Source organism: Nocardia camponoti, assembly GCF_014646135.1.
GTDB lineage: Bacteria > Actinomycetota > Actinomycetes > Mycobacteriales > Mycobacteriaceae > Nocardia > Nocardia camponoti.
On record NZ_BMMW01000001.1, the window covers coordinates 685610 to 701421 of the forward strand.

Annotated in this window: 16 protein-coding genes and 1 pseudogene; 1 reads left to right on the plus strand and 16 read right to left on the minus strand. The window is 66.3% G+C overall.

The genetic code is table 11. The annotated features are described in order from the left end of the window. Nucleotides 1-25: 25 nt before the first annotated feature. The 6 genes from IEX78_RS03105 to dop all read right to left on the minus strand — a co-directional run bounded on the left by IEX78_RS03105 (nt 26) and on the right by dop (nt 5616). Nucleotides 26-481 carry a MaoC family dehydratase gene (locus IEX78_RS03105; protein ID WP_188827163.1) on the minus strand — a complete coding sequence of 152 codons (456 nt, stop codon included), beginning with the start codon at nt 479-481 and terminating at the stop codon, nt 26-28. Between the two features lie 120 nt (nt 482-601). Further along, complete coding sequence (gene pafA / locus IEX78_RS03110) at nt 602-1960, minus strand: Pup--protein ligase (RefSeq protein WP_188827164.1); 1359 nt, start codon at nt 1958-1960, stop codon at nt 602-604. Between the two features lie 173 nt (nt 1961-2133). Next, the gene (gene prcA / locus IEX78_RS03115; protein ID WP_188827165.1) at nt 2134-2928 is read right to left on the minus strand and encodes a proteasome subunit alpha; all 795 of its coding nucleotides are present in this window, start codon (nt 2926-2928) and stop codon (nt 2134-2136) included. Further along, the gene (gene prcB / locus IEX78_RS03120) at nt 2925-3764 is read right to left on the minus strand and encodes a proteasome subunit beta (protein ID WP_188827166.1); all 840 of its coding nucleotides are present in this window, start codon (nt 3762-3764) and stop codon (nt 2925-2927) included. Before prcB ends, prcA begins: the two co-directional genes overlap by 4 nt. Beyond that, entirely contained in the window at nt 3761-3955 is a 195-nt protein-coding gene (locus IEX78_RS03125; protein WP_019047503.1) for a ubiquitin-like protein Pup, read from the minus strand. Before IEX78_RS03125 ends, prcB begins: the two co-directional genes overlap by 4 nt. A gap of 161 nt (nt 3956-4116) precedes the next feature. Then, nucleotides 4117-5616, minus strand: a complete 1500-nt coding sequence (dop, locus tag IEX78_RS03130) for a depupylase/deamidase Dop (protein WP_188827167.1) — start codon at nt 5614-5616, stop codon at nt 4117-4119. A gap of 145 nt (nt 5617-5761) precedes the next feature. Here dop and IEX78_RS03135 point away from each other — a divergent pair, with 145 nt between their 5' ends. Then, nucleotides 5762-7048, plus strand: coding sequence for a DUF1576 domain-containing protein (locus tag IEX78_RS03135; protein WP_188827168.1), 1287 nt, complete (start codon nt 5762-5764; stop codon nt 7046-7048). 13 nt (nt 7049-7061) lie between these two features. On the opposite strand, the gene IEX78_RS03140 is transcribed toward IEX78_RS03135, so the two are convergent. The 10 genes and pseudogenes from IEX78_RS03140 to IEX78_RS03180 all read right to left on the minus strand — a co-directional run bounded on the left by IEX78_RS03140 (nt 7062) and on the right by IEX78_RS03180 (nt 15810). Further along, complete coding sequence (locus IEX78_RS03140; protein ID WP_188827169.1) at nt 7062-7850, minus strand: urease accessory protein UreD; 789 nt, start codon at nt 7848-7850, stop codon at nt 7062-7064. Between the two features lie 262 nt (nt 7851-8112). Continuing rightward, nucleotides 8113-8871, minus strand: a pseudogene (gene ureG, locus IEX78_RS03145) (urease accessory protein UreG); the annotation flags it as partial. Further along, nucleotides 8864-9511, minus strand: a complete 648-nt coding sequence (locus tag IEX78_RS03150; protein ID WP_188827170.1) for an urease accessory protein UreF — start codon at nt 9509-9511, stop codon at nt 8864-8866. The pseudogene ureG and the gene IEX78_RS03150, both read right to left, overlap by 8 nt. An 8-nt stretch (nt 9512-9519) precedes the next feature. Further along, nucleotides 9520-11229 (minus strand): urease subunit alpha, encoded by a 1710-nt coding sequence (locus IEX78_RS03155; RefSeq protein ID WP_188827171.1) that lies wholly within the window; start codon nt 11227-11229, stop codon nt 9520-9522. Next, the gene (locus IEX78_RS03160) at nt 11226-11510 is read right to left on the minus strand and encodes an urease subunit beta (RefSeq protein WP_188827172.1); all 285 of its coding nucleotides are present in this window, start codon (nt 11508-11510) and stop codon (nt 11226-11228) included. Before IEX78_RS03160 ends, IEX78_RS03155 begins: the two co-directional genes overlap by 4 nt. Continuing rightward, a complete protein-coding gene (locus tag IEX78_RS03165) occupies nt 11507-11809 on the minus strand; it encodes an urease subunit gamma (protein ID WP_188827173.1) in 303 nt (100 codons plus the stop codon). The genes IEX78_RS03160 and IEX78_RS03165 overlap by 4 nt, the downstream gene beginning before the upstream one ends. A 107-nt stretch (nt 11810-11916) precedes the next feature. Further along, nucleotides 11917-12912 carry an AraC-like ligand-binding domain-containing protein gene (locus IEX78_RS03170; protein ID WP_188827174.1) on the minus strand — a complete coding sequence of 332 codons (996 nt, stop codon included), beginning with the start codon at nt 12910-12912 and terminating at the stop codon, nt 11917-11919. Continuing rightward, complete coding sequence (locus IEX78_RS03175; protein WP_229683784.1) at nt 12909-14132, minus strand: YfcC family protein; 1224 nt, start codon at nt 14130-14132, stop codon at nt 12909-12911. The genes IEX78_RS03170 and IEX78_RS03175 overlap by 4 nt, the downstream gene beginning before the upstream one ends. After that, entirely contained in the window at nt 14018-14443 is a 426-nt protein-coding gene (locus IEX78_RS24065) for a hypothetical protein (RefSeq protein WP_229683677.1), read from the minus strand. Before IEX78_RS24065 ends, IEX78_RS03175 begins: the two co-directional genes overlap by 115 nt. Then, complete coding sequence (locus tag IEX78_RS03180) at nt 14440-15810, minus strand: M20/M25/M40 family metallo-hydrolase (protein ID WP_188827175.1); 1371 nt, start codon at nt 15808-15810, stop codon at nt 14440-14442. The genes IEX78_RS24065 and IEX78_RS03180 overlap by 4 nt, the downstream gene beginning before the upstream one ends. Between the last annotated feature and the right edge of the window lie 2 nt (nt 15811-15812).

Sequence of the window (15812 nt, forward strand, 5' to 3'; positions counted from 1 at the left end):
GGCGGTAAATGAGACGCCGGACCGATCAGCGCACGTAGCGCGTGATGGCGTCGGCCACGCAGGCCGGGCGCGTCGCCCCTTCGAGTTCGACTGTCACGCGACGGGTCGCTTGCGCGCCGCCCTCGACCTCGTGCACTTCCAGCAGCGTGACGGTGCCGCGAATGCGGCTGCCTGACGGCACCGGAGTCAGAAACCGCACGCGATCGAGCCCGTAATTGATCGCCGCGCTAATGCCGCCGACGGTCATCACCTGCGCCGTCATCGGGACAGTGAGCGCCAACGTCAAAAACCCGTGCGCGATGGTGGTGCCGTACGGACCGGCTGCCGCGCGCTCGGCGTCGACGTGAATCCACTGCCGATCGCCCGTCGCCTCGGCGAATTCGTCGATGCGCTCTTGGCTGACGGTGATCCAGTCGCTTGGTCCGAACTCCTGTCCGACCGCCGCCGCGAGGGCATCGAGGGTATCGAAATGGACCGTCATCGTTCTCCTGAAAAGTGTTGGCGCGCAACGTAATGCACCTACGAGAAGGACCGGTGGCGGTTACGCTTCGCTCCCATCCGCCACCGGCCCTCTCGCACTCCCCCCGCTCGGGGGACCGCCCTACATCGAGGCGATCAACCGGTCGACGCGTTCGTCGACCGAGCGGAACGGATCCTTGCACAGCACGGTGCGCTGAGCCTGATCGTTGAGCTTGAGGTGCACCCAGTCGACGGTGAAATCGCGACCGGCTTCTTGCGCGGCGGTGATGAAGTCGCCACGCAACTTCGCGCGGGTGGTCTGCGGTGGCGTTTCCACTGCCGCGTCGACCGCGTCGTCTTCGGTGATGCGCTTGGCGAGACCCTTGCGCTGCAAGATGTCGAACACGCCGCGACCACGCTTGATGTCGTGGTAGGCCAGATCAAGCTGAGCGATCTTCGGATCAGACAGCTCCATGTTGTAGCGGTCCTGGTAGCGCTGGAACAGCTTGTTCTTGATCACCCAGTCGATCTCGGTGTCGACCTTGGCGAAGTCTTGCGACTCCACCGCGTCGAGCTGGCGACCCCAGAGGTCAACAACGGCGTCGACCTGCGGGTCGCGGTCGCGGTTGCGCAGGTGCTCGACCGCGCGCGCGTAGTACTCGCGCTGAATCTCCAACGCGCTAGCCTGCCGACCGCCAGCCAGGCGAACCGGACGACGCCCGGTCATGTCGTGGCTGACCTCGCGAATGGCACGAATCGGGTTGTCGAGCGCGAAATCGCGGAACGAAACGCCCGCCTCGATCATCTCCAACACCAGCGACGCGGTGCCCACCTTGAGCATCGTCGTCGGCTCGGCCATGTTCGAGTCGCCAACGATCACATGCAGACGCCGGTACTTCTCAGCATCGGCGTGCGGCTCGTCGCGCGTGTTGATGATCGGGCGCGACCGCGTTGTTGCCGACGAGACGCCTTCCCAAATGTGTTCGGCGCGTTGGGAAAGGCAGAAAGTTGCCGCCTTCGGCGTCTGCAAAACCTTGCCCGCGCCGCAGATGAGCTGGCGGGTGACAAGGAACGGCAACAGCACATCCGAGATGCGAGAGAACTCGCCCGCGCGGACAACGAGGAAGTTCTCATGGCAGCCGTAGGAGTTGCCTGCCGAGTCGGTATTGTTCTTGAACAGGTAAATGTCGCCGCCAATGCCTTCTTCGGCCAGGCGTTGCTCGGCGTCGATGAGCAAGTCCTCAAGCACGCGCTCACCGGCGCGATCATGAGTGACCAACTGCACCAAGCTGTCACATTCGGCGGTGGCGTACTCAGGATGCGATCCGACGTCGAGGTACAACCTGGCACCGTTGCGAAGGAAGACATTAGAGCTACGGCCCCAGGACACGACCCGGCGGAACAGGTACCGGGCTACCTCGTCGGGGGACAGCCGACGGTGACCGTGAAAGGTGCATGTCACACCGAACTCGGTCTCGATCCCCATAATTCGTCGCTGCACCCTACCGACAGTACAGCCACAACCTGGCCTCGCGCGGGGCCATTGAACTCGGATCCGCATACGTGTTCACAACAATTCGGCACGGACCCAGCGCGCCGTCACAAGCGAAATCGAGCCCATGAACCAGCACGGTTCACGGGCTCGATTTCGGTATGGAATTACCTCGAGCGGAATTACTTGTCGGCGGTGTCTTCGCCAGCTTCGGCGGTGCCATCGCTGTCGGAATCGGGCAACTCGACCGTCTTCGTCGCGCCGACCTTCGCCGGCTCAAGCAACTGCTCCAAGTTCGCCCCCTGCACGCGCCGGAACGCGCGACGCGGACGAGCCTGTTCCAACGTTGCCACCTCAAGCGAAGCGCCACCGAGCGTGCGCTTGTCCTTGTCGGCCTCCGGCAACCCCGCCTGCAATGCCCCGATCGCGACCTTCATCGCCTCGTCCAGGGACAATCCGGGCTGGTAGGTGGCCTTGAGCTTCGACAAGATCGGTTCGGTCGTGCCGCCCATCACGACGTACTCGCGTTCGTCGACGATGGACCCATCGAAGGTGATCCGATACAGCACTGACTGCGGCGACTGCTCGGGATAGCCAACCTCAGCGACGCAAATCTCGACCTCATACGGCTTGAGTTGATCGGTGAAAATCGACCCCAGCGTCTGCGCGTAGAGATTGGCAAGGCCGCGACCGGTGACATCGCGCCGGTCGTACTGATAGCCCTTGAGGTCGGCTTGCAAGATGCCGCCGCGACGCAGGGCCTCGAACTCGTTGTACTTACCGACAGCGGCGAAACCGACGCGGTCATAGAGTTCGCTGACCTTGTGCAATGTTGCCGACGGGTTCTCGGCAACGAACAGCACGCCTTTGTCGTAGACAAGCACGATCACGCTGCGACCCCGAGCGATGCCCTTGCGGGCAAGCTCGGTTTTGTCGCGCATGATCTGCTCAGCTGACGCGTAATACGGCAGCGTCACAGCACAACACCCCCTTCGGTGGTGCGGTCGGCGATCACGCCGCGGGCGATCTCGGCGAGCCGTTCGTCAGCGACTTCCTCGGCACCTTCGGCGTTGATGAGCACCGCCGTGGGGAAAATCCCGCGCAACATGTCGGGACCGCCCGTCGCGGTGTCGTCGTCGGAGGCGTCGAAGAGCGATTCGACCGCGATCCGCAGGGCACGATCCTCGTCGATGCCGCGCTGATACAGCTTTTTCAGCGACGACTTCGCGAAGGTGGAACCCGAACCGACCGCGGTGTAGCCGAACCGTTCCTCGCTGCGACCACCGACGACGTCGTAGGACACGATGCGACCAGCCCGATCGGGATCGGTGACCTGGTCGTCGTAGCCGACGAGCAGCGGGATCGCAGCGAGGCCCTGCATTGCCGCGGGCAGGTTGTCGCGCACCATTTTGGACAGCTTGTTCGCTTTGCCGTCGAAGGTGAGCGGCACACCTTCGATTTTCTCGTAGTACTCCAGTTCCACCGCGAACAGGCGAACCATCTCGATCGCGATACCAGCGGTACCAGCGATGCCCGCCGCCGAGTAGGTGTCGGTGATGTAGACCTTCTCGGTGTCGCGACTGGCCAACAGGTTGCCCATGGTGGCCCGACGGTCGCCCGCGATGAGCACGCCACCCCGGAAACCGATCGCGACGATGGTGGTGCCGTGAGGCGCCATATCCTTCGCCGCGTTCAGCTCCGAGCTGGGAAACCTGTTGAGCGGCAACAGGTTTGGCGCGTGGGATCGCAGATGTTCGGTGAACGAGGAGAGCGCCTGACCGGCATCCAGGCGCAAGTGGTCACCTTGGGTCACTGGCCGCCCTTCTGCACATAGGCTCGCACGAAGTCCTCGGCGTTCTCTTCGAGCACGTCATCGATCTCGTCGAGCAGGTCGTCGGTTTCTTCCGCGAGCTTCTCGCGACGTTCCTGACCCGCCGCATCGACGCCCTCGGGACCCTCGTCCTCGTCGCCACCCCCGGCGCGCTTGGTCTGCTCTTGTGCCATGGCAGCCGACCTCCTCTTTCCTCATCATGACCGCGACCTCAGTGATGAGCACGGTCGAGATCATGAGCGATGTTCGTGCTCGTCCCACAACCCTACCGAGCCCGACCGACAAGGTGGTCGATTAGCGATCGGATTGTCGCCGGGCTCGGTCTCGAATCGACTCAGTGCGTAAGCGAATCGACGAGATCGCGGGCCGACTGCGCTGCCTCAAGAAGCCGTCCGACGTGCGCTTTCGTGCCACGACGCGGTTCCAAAGTGGGGATGCGAACGAGCGAGTCGCCGCCGAGGTCAAAGATCACCGAATCCCAACTGGCGGCGGCGATATCGGCACCGAAACGACGCAAGCACTCACCACGGAAGTACGCGCGGGTGTCGGTTGGCGGGTTGGTCATGGCGTCGAGCACCTGTTGCTCGCTGACGAGCCGCTGCATCGACCCGCGCGCGACGAGACGGTTGTAGAGGCCCTTGTCGAGGCGCACATCCGAGTACTGCAGGTCCATCAGGTGCAGCTTCGGGGCGGCCCAGCCCAGGCCCTCACGGCTGCGCATACCTTCGAGCAGGCGTAGCTTGGCGGGCCAGTCGAGCATGCCAGCGCATTCCATCGGGTCACGCTCAAGCAGGTCCAAGACCATCGCCCACTTGTCGACGATGTCAAGCACGCGCGGGTCGTCGTTGCCTTCGCGCTGGACGAATTTGGCGACGCGCTCGTGGTAAAGCCGTTGCAGTGCAAGGCCGGTCAGCTCGCGGCCGTCGGCGAGGGCCACGGTGGCGCGCAGCGTGGGGTCGTGGCTGATCTGGTGCACGGCCGTCACCGGACGGGCAAGCTGGAACTCCGAAAGGTCTTCGCCCGCTTCGATCAGGTCGAGCACGAGCGCGGTGGTACCGACCTTGAGGTAGGTCGACATTTCCGCGAGGTTCGCGTCGCCGATGATCACGTGCAGTCGACGGTATTTGTCGGCGTCGGCGTGGGGTTCGTCGCGGGTGTTGATGATGCCGCGCTTGAGGGTGGTTTCCAGGCCAACTTCGACCTCGATGTAGTCGGCGCGCTGCGAGAGCTGGAAGCCCGCTTTGTCGCCGGACTGGCCGATCCCGACGCGGCCCGAACCGCAAATCACTTGGCGCGAAACGAAAAACGGCGTCAGGCCCGCGATGATCTGGCTGAACGGCGTCTCACGCGCCATCAGGTAATTCTCGTGGGTGCCGTAGGAGGCACCCTTGCCGTCGACGTTGTTCTTGTAGAGCTGCAAACGCGGTGCGCCAGGCACGCTCGACGCGTGCCGCGCCGCCGCTTCCATCACGCGTTCGCCCGCTTTGTCCCAAATCACCGCGTCGAGCGGGTCGACGACCTCGGGCGCGGAGTACTCCGGGTGCGCGTGGTCGACGTAGAGCCGAGCACCGTTGGTGAGGATCATGTTCGCCGCGCCAACCTCGTCGGCATCGATCACCGGCGCTGGCCCACTCATCCGACTCAAGTCGAAACCGCGCGCGTCACGCAGCGGTGATTCCACCTCGTAGTCCCATCGCGTCCGTTTCGCTCGGGGCACCCCGGCCGCCGCGGCGTAGGCGAGCACCGCCTGCGTCGAGGTGAGGATGGGGTTGGCCGTCGGCTCGGTGGGGGTCGAGATGCCGTATTCGACCTCGATTCCGATGATGCGCTGCATAGGTCGAGCCTAGGCGACGCGCCCAACCCACATCGTCATCTCGGCGTGAGGGTGTTCCGACCGGTACGCGAAAGGCGTTCGGTCGCTGGCGACGTGGGCGGTGTCGATCCGGCGAATGTGGCCGCGCGGCGGTCAAGATGAACCGATGAGAACCGCGAAAGGCGATGACAACACGATGTTCGGCGTTATCACGGTGATGTCGCTGATGTTCGTGGTTTTCGGGGTGTTCGCCGATCCGCCAGGGCAGTTGCTGCGCGGGCTCGGTGACATTCTTTTCGCGCGCGATTTGATCATCACCGATTTCGTTGGCGTTGGCGGACTCGGTGCGGCGTTCACGCAGGCTGGGCTGCTGACCTTGGTCGCGCTGGCGATCTATCGACTCACGGGCGCGCCCGTCGACGGCGACGCCGTCGCGTGTCTGCTGCTGGTGTTGGGCACCGCGCTGTATGGGAAGACGCTGGTGAATGTGTGGCCGATCATCGCCGGGGTGGCGCTGTATGCGTGGGTGCGCCACGACCGGTTCGCCGACTACGTCTCGACCGCGTTCTTCGCCACCGCGTTGTCGCCGATCTTCTCGGCGCTCGCGTTCACCACGAGTCTGCCAACCTGGGCGGGGTTCGCCTTAGGCATCAGCACGTCGGTGCTCATCGGGTTCGTCGTCTCGCCGATCGCACGCAGGCTCTTTCAAGCGCACGCCGGATTCACCCTGTACAACATGGGCTTCGTCGCCGGTGTCGTCGGCGCGGTGTTCGTCGCGGTGTATCGGTCGTTCGGGTTGGAACCGCAGCCGGAGATGATCTGGACCTCCGGCGACGGCACCGCGCTGCTGATCATGCTCGGCGCGATGGGGGTGGGTCTCGTCGCGCTCGCGTTTTACCTGGACCGGGACCCGTGGCCCGCGCTGCGCCGACTGATGAACAACACCGGGCGCGCGCCGACGAACTTCCTCGCCGAATACGGCGCGGCCGCGGTGGTGCTGAACATGGCCGTCATCGGGACCATCGCCACCGCCTACATCCTGCTCATCGGGGCCGACATAAACGGCCCGGTCCTGGCGGGGATTCTGAGCGTGATGGGGTTCGGGGCGTGTGGCAAGCACGCGCTCAACATCACGCCGGTGATCCTGGGGGTGGCCCTAGCTGGACTGTTGAAGCCCTTCGACCTCGCCACGCCCGGCATGATCTGGGCGGCGCTCTATGGCACGTGTCTGGCCCCGATCGCGGGCCGGTTCGGGCCGCAGTGGGGCGTCGTTGCCGGGTTCTTCCACGCGTCGACCGCGCAGATAACCGGGGTGCTTGTCGCGGGACTGAACCTGTACGGCAACGGTTTCGCGGCCGGATTGGTCGCGGCGGTGATCGCGCCCGCAGCGGCGTTGCTGGCGCATCCGCGCAGGAAACCGGACGTGCCCGACCAGCCGGTCCCGTCGGCTTAGCGCACCGGCCACGTCACGGCTGCCAGGCCGTCCACCATTCGTGCATCGCGTCGTCGATGGTGTGGGCCTCGGCGCTGAGGGCGCGGGCGAGGGCACCGGGGCCCGCGAGGGCGGTCGCCGACGGGGTCGGGAGCGCGCCGGGGCGATAACCCAACGCGAGGACGGTGCCCAGAACCCGGTGCGCGCCAAGGATTCCGGGATAGTCACGCAGGGTCGGGTCGGTGAGGTCCAGGTCCTCGATCAGCAGCGGGGTGCCCGCGTAGGTGACATGTTGACGGGACCGCAACGCCCCACCCACCTCACCGCTGCGGCCAAGCACCACCGTCTCCGACAGCACCGCGCGAGCACCGTCGGCGAGGTCGACGCGCATGTCCCGGGTCAGATCAGCCCCGCTGGCGATCACAATAGACGCGGTGCGCCACCGCAAGACGCCGTCGGATTCGACCGTGACCCGCGCGGTCCAACTCGCCCGACCGCCCCGGGCGTTGTAGGCGACGGTGCCGGAGGGCTCGACCAGTTCGAGGTCGATGCCCGCGCCGACGACGACGTCGAGTTCCAGCGCGTCCCCGGCGACGAGCATCGCGCAGCACCCAACCAACGCGACCCGCACCTGGTGCCCGGTGACGTCGAGCAGGCGGGGAACGAGGAACTCCCCCCGATCAAGACACTCGATGTCCACGTGAGAGCCGTTGCGTCGCACCACAACCCGCGTGACGAGCCCCGACGCACTCCCCCGCACACCGACCTCCTTCCCGCCCGCGCCCACTCCCACGCCGGACACCACACCCCCGTCCACGCTCACCGCGGGCACGACGCTAGTGAGCGTGCTGACGCTCATGGAGCCCACTCGCCGTGTCATCCGCGCACCCGTGATCGCCCGCGTGCCCCGGCTCGCCACACCCATGCTCGCGCTGACCGCGCACGTCCCCTTGCTCGCCCTCCGCATGAGCGTGCTCGCCGTGGGGCTCACCCACCCGGCGCGCATGCTCACCATGTACATGCCCGTGCTCGTTCCCCGCATGGGCGTGATCGTGGGACTCACCCACCCCACGCGCAGGCTCACCATGCACATGCCCGTGCTCACCATGCCCGCCCTCACCGTGCTCATGCTCGCCGTCGGCGTCGGCGTCGGCGTCGGCGTGGAAGTGGAAGTGGGGTGCCATCGGGCCCGGGTCGGTGGGGGTGTGGCCGCCCCCGCGGTGCGCGTTCAGGACCGACAGCACCCAGCGGACCAGGGCGTCGATGCTGGCCGGGTCGCGTTGCGACAGCGCGACCACCGGCAACCCGCCGCGCACCGCCCGCGCGTCGGTCACCATCTGCGCCGGGTCGACGTCGACGTGCACGCCCAGGTCAGTCTTGTTGACTACCAACAGGTCCGCGCGTTCGATGCCGGGCCCACCTTTGCGGGCCACATCTCCCCCGCCCGCGACGTCGATGCAGAAGATCTGCGCGTCGACGAGCGCGGGGCTGAACGTGGCGGTGAGGTTGTCGCCGCCACTTTCCACGAGGACCACGTCGAGCGGCGCGAACTGTCGTTCCAGGTCTTCGACGGCCAGCAGGTTCGGGGTGACGTCGTCGCGGATGGCGGTGTGCGGGCACGCGCCGGTCTCGACGGCCACGATCCGCTCGACCGGCAACACTCCCGCCGCTCGCAGCAATCGGGCGTCCTCGTCGGTGTAGATGTCGTTGGTGACGACCGCCATCTGGAGTTCGTCGGCTAGTTGACGACACAGGGTCGCGATCAGCGTGCTCTTGCCGGTGCCGACGGGGCCCGCGACTCCGATGCGCAGTGCGCGCGTGCGGTTTTCGACGGTGTCATGCATGGAAGATCCTCCGATGTCGGTTCGCGTGTTGCTGGGACCACAGCTCAAGTTGCGGGGCGGTGCGGGCGGGGAGGTCGGCGCAGCCGGTGACGGTCACGGCGTTGGCGGCCACGCGGTCGATGGCGTCAGCGAGGTCGAGCACCCAGCGCACGGGTTCGACTGGGTCGATGGCGATGAGCTTCGGGGCGGCGCACGCGGCGGTTTGCAGGTCGTCGTAGAGGGTGGTGCGGGCGGTGTCGAGGTCGGTGAGCCCGGCGACGGCGGCGACGACCCCGAACGCGACCGGTCGCGCGGGCGCCGGCATCGCGGCCAGCACCCGCACCGCGGGCGCGTCGGGCCACAGTCGCGACGCCAACCGGGCGATGCCGCGACCAAGCCGACTTGAGGCGTCGCGCGCGGCGGCACTGGAAGTGCGTGCGACATAAGCAAACCGCACCTCATCGAGATCGCCCGATGTCAGCGCAACCCGACGCGCCAGCACCGCCGTGGCCGCCTCCACCCGCCCAACGGTGTGCAGCCGCGCGACCAGGTAGCGCGGGATCTCGGCCGACGCCATCCCCGCGCACAGCGCCGGTTCGAGGCCCGCCGAATGCGCGTGGCCACCCACCGGTAACCGCCCATCGGCCAACAGCAAGGCCATCAGCGGCGTCAAAACAGCGAATACCGTTGCGCGAGGGGCAGTTCCACGGCGGGAACCGGCGGCACCGGATCCCCGTCGATCGACACGATGAAGGTCTCCGGGTCGATGAGGATGCTCGGCAACGCGGTGTTGCGCGGCATATCTTTCTTCCCGATCTCGCGCGTTGGCCGCATCGTCGCGACGCGGCGGGTGAGGTTGAGTCGTTCCGCGAGACCATGTTCGAGCGCGATCGGCGCGACCCAAGTGGTCGACAACCGCGCTGCCGACGGCCCGTTGGCCAACAGCCCCGGCCGGATTAACACCGGTTGCGGCGTGGTGATCGACGCCGCCGGATCGCCAAGCGGCCCCGCGACGACAGCCCCGGATTTGATCACCGCCTCGGGCCGAATCCCGAAGAACGCGGGCTTCCACAGCACCAGGTCGGCCAGCTTGCCCGGTTCGATCGAGCCAACCTCATGGTCGACCCCATGCGCGACGGCGGGACAGATCGTGTACTTGGCGACGTACCTGCGCGCCCGCTCGTTGTCGGCGGGCAGCGACGACTCCCCGCGCCCGAACCGCGTCTTCATCACATGCGCGGTTTGCCATGTGCGACAGATCATCTCACCGATGCGGCCCATCGCCTGCCCGTCGGTCGACATGATCGAGATGGCACCCATGTCGTGGAGCAGGTCCTCAGCCGCCATCGTGGTGGCCCGAATCCGCGATTCGGCGAAGGCGAGGTCCTCGGGCACCTTGGGGTTGAGGGCGTGGCACACGATGAGCATGTCGAGGTGTTCGACGACGGTGTTGAAACTGAAGGGCATCGTCGGATTCGTTGATGCGGGAAGCACATTCGGCAACCCCGCGATGACCATGATGTCGGGTGCGTGCCCACCGCCCGCGCCTTCGGAGTGGAACGCGTGGATGCCGCGCCCGCCGATCGCGTCGATGGTCTCACGCACGTAGCCGGTCTCGTTGAGGCTGTCGCTATGCAGCGCGACCTGCACCCCGAATTCCTCGGCGGCCCGCAGCGCGACGTCGATCACCGGCGGCGCCGACCCCCAGTCCTCATGAATCTTGAACGAACCAGCGCCCGCGATGGCGTCTTCGCGCAACGCTTCCATGCTGGTGGTGCTGCCTTTGCTGAACAGCAGGATGTTGACGGGCAATTCGTCGAGGGCGTGGTGGACCTTCTCCAACGCCCATGCCCCGGCGGTGACGGAGGTGGCTTTGGTGCCCTTCGTCGGGCCGGCGCCGCCGCCGATCATGGTGGTGGTCCCGGCCGCGATCCCCTCGCGAATCTCGATGTCGGAGAGGAAATGCACGTGGGTGTCGACCGCGCCCGCGGTGAGGATACGTCCCTCCCCCGCGATCACATCGGTGCTCGGCCCGATTTCCATGCCCTCATCGATGCCGTCCATGATCTCGCTGTTGCCGGCGCGCCCGACCGCGACGATGCGGCCGTCGCGAATCCCGACGTCGGCTTTGACGATGCCCCAATGATCAAGCACCACAACGTTAGTCACGACGACGTCGAGCGCGCCCTGATCGCGACTGACTCGACTTTGGCCCATCCCATCGCGAATGGTTTTGCCGCCGCCGAAGACCACGGCGTCGTAGGGGTTGGTGCGGTCGGCCTCGACCTCGATCCACACGTCGGTGTCGCCCAGGCGGATTTGGTCGCCGATGGTGGGGCCGAACAGTTCGGCGGCCCGGTGCCGCGAGATCGCGCTCATCGCGTCGACTCCTGACCGACGCGCCCACCGAAGCGGGTGCACGCCACGTTCTTGCTGACGCCGGGCTCGAACCGGATGGAGGTGCCTGCCTGAATGTCGAGGTGGTAGCCAACGGTGGCCTCGCGATCGAAGTGCAACGCCGAGTTCGCCTCGGGCAGATGCAGGTGCGACCCGATCTGGATGGGACGGTCGCCGGTGTTGACCATGACGAGGGTGAGTTGGGCGCGCCAATCCTCGTCGGGCAACGGGGTCTGCCCGAACCGGTACTCACCGGGGATCATCGGATCGGCTCGGTGATCGTGACGAGCTTGCGCCCGTCGAGGAAGGTGGCCTCGACCTGGACATCGCCCAACATCTCGGGCACTCCGTCCATCACATCGCCACGGGTGAGCACCTGACGGCCCGCGCTCATCACCTCAGCTACCGTGCGGCCGTCGCGGGCTCGCTCGATCGCCCAGCACGAGAGCAACGCGACCGCCTCGGGATAGTTGAGCCGCACGCCGCGTTGATGACGGTCGCGCGCGACCATACCAGCGACGCTGAGCAGGAGTTTGTCGGTATCGGATGGGTTGAGCCGCATAGCACGCTGTTCCGATCTCTTTGAGAGTCTGACAACGGGATTCACCACAACACGAACGGTCGCACACGCTTGACTTCCACTGTAGCGAATCCGCGGCTACCTGGCACTCATCTTCCCGGAATGGCGTTGGGGCAGGCGCGAATTCGCCCGACGTCGCTCCTGCGCCGAAACTCGCTCGGCGTCATCCCCACCGACGCGCGGAACACTCGGAAGAACTGCCGCTCCGAGGAGAACCCGGCTTGGTGGCTGACCGTCCAGGTGGGCCGGTCCGGGAATTGGCGCAGCAACGCGCACGCCCGCTCCACCCGAAGCTGACGCACCAACTGCCCTATGCCACCGTCGGATTCGAAGAGCCGGTAGAGGGTGCGCCGCGAGATCGCGCACGCTTTGGCGATGGTGTCGGCGGTGAGGTCGGGGTCGCGGTAGTGGCCGCGCACGAACGCGACGACCTGCTCGATGATGAGCGCCGTATGCGATTCCGGCGACAACGCCCGCACCTCCCCGCCCAATCCGAGCCGCGCGGCCGTGGCCAGCAACGGGATCGCGGGCGACGCGAACGCGGCGGCCTGCTCGGGCGCGGCGGCCTGCATCGCGGCGAGGTCGACGAGAAACCGTGAAACGAGCGAGGTTTCGTTCGCGGCGGCGATCTTCACGCCGCTGAGCGCCGAGATGTTCTCGATCCCGTTGGCCCGCATCTGCTCGACCGGGACCTGCACGATGATCTGGCTCGCGTCGGTGACCAGGTCGAAGTGATAGGGCCGCGAGGACAGGTAGAACGCCATGTCGCCCACCGACAGCGTCGTCGACCGACCATCCTGGCTCATCACCGCGTTGCCCTCGGTCTGGATGCTGACCATCACGTACTCGTCGGTGTTGCGCGCGATATCGCTTGCTGTACGCCGCACCAACTGCGGTGAGGTTTCCACCGTCGACAAGCCCAGCACGCCATATTGGCCCTGCGTGACCCGGCCATGAAACGGCCGGGTCGGCGTCGCGGTGAAGCTGAGCGGGTAGTAGCTGGCGGCGATCAGCGTCGTCCACTCATCGAACGCGTCGGAAAAGGCGCGCTGATCGACGGCTTCGATCGCGAATGCTGACGTCATGTGAGCGCGGCTACCGCCAACACCACCGACACGATGACGAAGTTGATCGCGACCAGGGGCCAGATGAAGCGCAGGAATCGGTCATAGCCAACCTTAGCCATCGCGAGGCCGCCCACAACAACCACGTTGGTCGGCGCGACGAGCATCGCCAGGCCGTGGCCCATCTGGAACGACGTGATGACAAGGGAGCGAGGCACATCCGCGAAGTCGCCGAGGGGTGCCAGCAGCGGCATGGCCAGGGTGGCATGTCCCGATGACGACGGGATCAGCACAGCTAGTGGGATATTCACGATCATCACCAGTACCGCGAACACCGCGGCCGACGCCCCGTTGACGAGTGACTCCATCGCGTTGAGGACGGTGTCGAGGGTCTCGGTGTTGGTCATGATCACCGAGACACCACGCGCCAGCATGATCACGATCGCGGGCCCGACCATGTCGCCCGCGCCGCGCGTGATCAGCGAGACGATGTCCTTCTCGCCCATCCGGGCCACCACGCCAACCACGATCGCCGCGATCACGAACAGCATCGACAGTTGCGGGAACCACCAGTTCAGTTCGAACCAGTACGGCTCGGTGGCGGTGACGTGGAAGTCGTCGTATTCGGCGGGCCCGGTGGCGCCGCCGAAGATGGCCGACCACGGGATCACCGAGAAGATCATCAGCGCGAAGGTGAACCCGGTGATGGCGAGCACCCATTTCTGCGTGCCGGTGAGGTTCTCGTCGGCCTGCGGCGTGGCGAGCTCGTCGGATTCGCTTGTGTCACTGTCGAATCCGACGAGCGACTTCGAGTGGTCGCGTTGGACGCGGGCCGCGTAACGCAGCACGAACGCCACCGCGACGGCGGTGAGCACCACCCAGAGCAAAAAACGCAAAACGATGCCGTCGCCGATCGACACGCCCGCCTCACCGGAGGCGACACCGATCGAGAACGGGTTCACCGTCGAGGCCATGCAGCCGATCAGCGCGCCGACGATGATCGTCGCGGCCGCGACCATTCGGTCGTAGCCCAGTGCCAGCATCAGCGGGATGATCAGCGCATAGAACCCGAAGGTCTCCACCGAGAAGCCCATCGTGGTGCCCAGCACCGAGAACAGCACCATGATCACGGTGATGAGCAGCCAACCCTTGTCGTGCAGGCGCGCGCCGAGTCGACCGACGGCCACCTCAAGGCTGCGGGTGGCGAAGCTGACCGAGATGAACGCGCCGAGGGCCATGATGAACAGCACGACACCGACCGAACCGACAGGCGGCCGAGGTTGTCGGGGTCGACGAAGCCGGTGAACAGGTCTTGGGTGCCGTAGAGCCCGTTGACGGGCGCGAGGATCAACTGTTGGACGCGCTCGCCCCACGACAGCGGCGACGGCACCTCGGTGAAGGTGCCAGGGATGGGCGCGCCGTCGGCGTCGGTGGCGAAGGTGCCGCTGGGCAGGAACAGCGCCATGACCCAGACCAGGATCATGACGATCGTCAAAACCGTGACGGCACCGGGGAATTCGAATTTCTTCTTGGTCGGGGTCTCGGTGGTCATGATCGCATCGCCTCCGCGTAGTTGCGGAAGAACAGGGCCTTGGCTTCGGTGGCCTTGGCGAGTTCGTCGATGAGCACGCGCTCGTTGGGGCCGTGGATGTTGGCGTAGCCGTCGGTGGCGCCGAAGAGTAGTTTCTCCGCCTCGGGCACGGCGGTGTCGAGTGCCATGACCAGTGGGATCGAGCCGCCACCTGCCATTTCCCCTGCCTGGGCGCCCCACGCGGTGGTCAGCGCGGCTTCGGCGGCGTCGAAGGCGGGTCCACCGGTGGTCGCCGCGAAACCGTTGCCGGTCTCGCCCGCGGTCACCGTGAGTTCCACGCCGAACGGGCGCAGGGCTTTCAGGTGGTCGATCACCGCGCGCTGCGCTTCCTCGGCGTCTTGACCTGGGTGAACGCGCACGTTGAGCACCGCGCGCGCCGCCCCGGCGACCGCGTTGACGGCGGCGTCGGCATTGGGCGCGTCGAACCCGATCACCGTGATGGCCGGGCCCGACCAGATGCGCTCGCCGATGCTGCCGGTGCCCTGAAGCTCCACGTTGTCGAGGATCTCGGCGAGTTCGCGGAATTCCGCCTCGGTGTAGGAGCTGCCGGTCCACTCCTCGCGCCGCAACCCGGGGACCGCGACATCACCGTTGTCGTCGTGCAGACTCGCCAACGCCCGAATCAACGCCAGTCGCGCGTCGGGGGCGGCACCGCCGTAGAGCCCGCTGTGCTTGTCTGCCTCCAGAGTTCGCGCTTCAACGCTGACCTGGGCCGACCCGCGCAGCGCGACGGTCAACGTGGGCACGCCGGGACGCACGCTGCCCACGTCGGCGATCACCATCGCGTCGGCGGCGAACAACTCGGGGTTTTTCACCGGGTAGAAGTCGAAGGGACTGCCGAACTCCTCTTGACCTTCCAAGACGAGTTTCACCGTGACCGGCGGTTTGCCACCCCAAACCCTCAGCGCGCCAAGGATACTCACGATATTGGCTTTCGAATCTGCGCTGCCGCGACCGTAGATCGCGCCGTCGCGTTCGGCCGGTTCGAACGGCGGGGTGTCCCACAGTTCGACGTCGTCGGCGGGCACCACGTCGTAGTGGGTGTACATCAGCACTGTCGGCGCCGACTCCGACGGGCCGGGGACCGTCGCGAGGATCACCGGCGCGGTCTTACCCTCGATCACCAAGTCGTCGATCCGCTCGACGCCCGCGTCGCGCAACATGTCCACGATCAGGTCGTGGGCGGCGAACAGCGGTTCGGTCGGGTAGCCGTCGGTCGCGATCGAGGGGATGGCGACGAGAGCTTTCAGGTCGGCGACGAGGTCGGGAAGGAGCGCGGCGACCTCGCTGGCGATCTGCGCGTCGGAACGGGAGGTGGACGTCGACATGG

Coding starts and splice junctions, on each gene's coding strand:
- IEX78_RS03105 (WP_188827163.1), bottom strand. CDS start 481: ATGACGGTCCATTTCGATACCCTCGATGCCCTCGCGGCGGCGGTCGGA.
- IEX78_RS03125 (WP_019047503.1), bottom strand. CDS start 3,955: ATGGCACAAGAGCAGACCAAGCGCGCCGGGGGTGGCGACGAGGACGAG.
- dop (WP_188827167.1), bottom strand. CDS start 5,616: ATGCAGCGCATCATCGGAATCGAGGTCGAATACGGCATCTCGACCCCC.
- IEX78_RS03135 (WP_188827168.1), top strand. CDS start 5,762: ATGAGAACCGCGAAAGGCGATGACAACACGATGTTCGGCGTTATCACG.
- IEX78_RS03150 (WP_188827170.1), bottom strand. CDS start 9,511: ATGGCCTTGCTGTTGGCCGATGGGCGGTTACCGGTGGGTGGCCACGCG.
- IEX78_RS03155 (WP_188827171.1), bottom strand. CDS start 11,229: ATGAGCGCGATCTCGCGGCACCGGGCCGCCGAACTGTTCGGCCCCACC.
- IEX78_RS03160 (WP_188827172.1), bottom strand. CDS start 11,510: ATGATCCCCGGTGAGTACCGGTTCGGGCAGACCCCGTTGCCCGACGAG.
- IEX78_RS03165 (WP_188827173.1), bottom strand. CDS start 11,809: ATGCGGCTCAACCCATCCGATACCGACAAACTCCTGCTCAGCGTCGCT.
- IEX78_RS03170 (WP_188827174.1), bottom strand. CDS start 12,912: ATGACGTCAGCATTCGCGATCGAAGCCGTCGATCAGCGCGCCTTTTCC.
- IEX78_RS24065 (WP_229683677.1), bottom strand. CDS start 14,443: ATGACCACCGAGACCCCGACCAAGAAGAAATTCGAATTCCCCGGTGCC.
- IEX78_RS03180 (WP_188827175.1), bottom strand. CDS start 15,810: ATGTCGACGTCCACCTCCCGTTCCGACGCGCAGATCGCCAGCGAGGTC.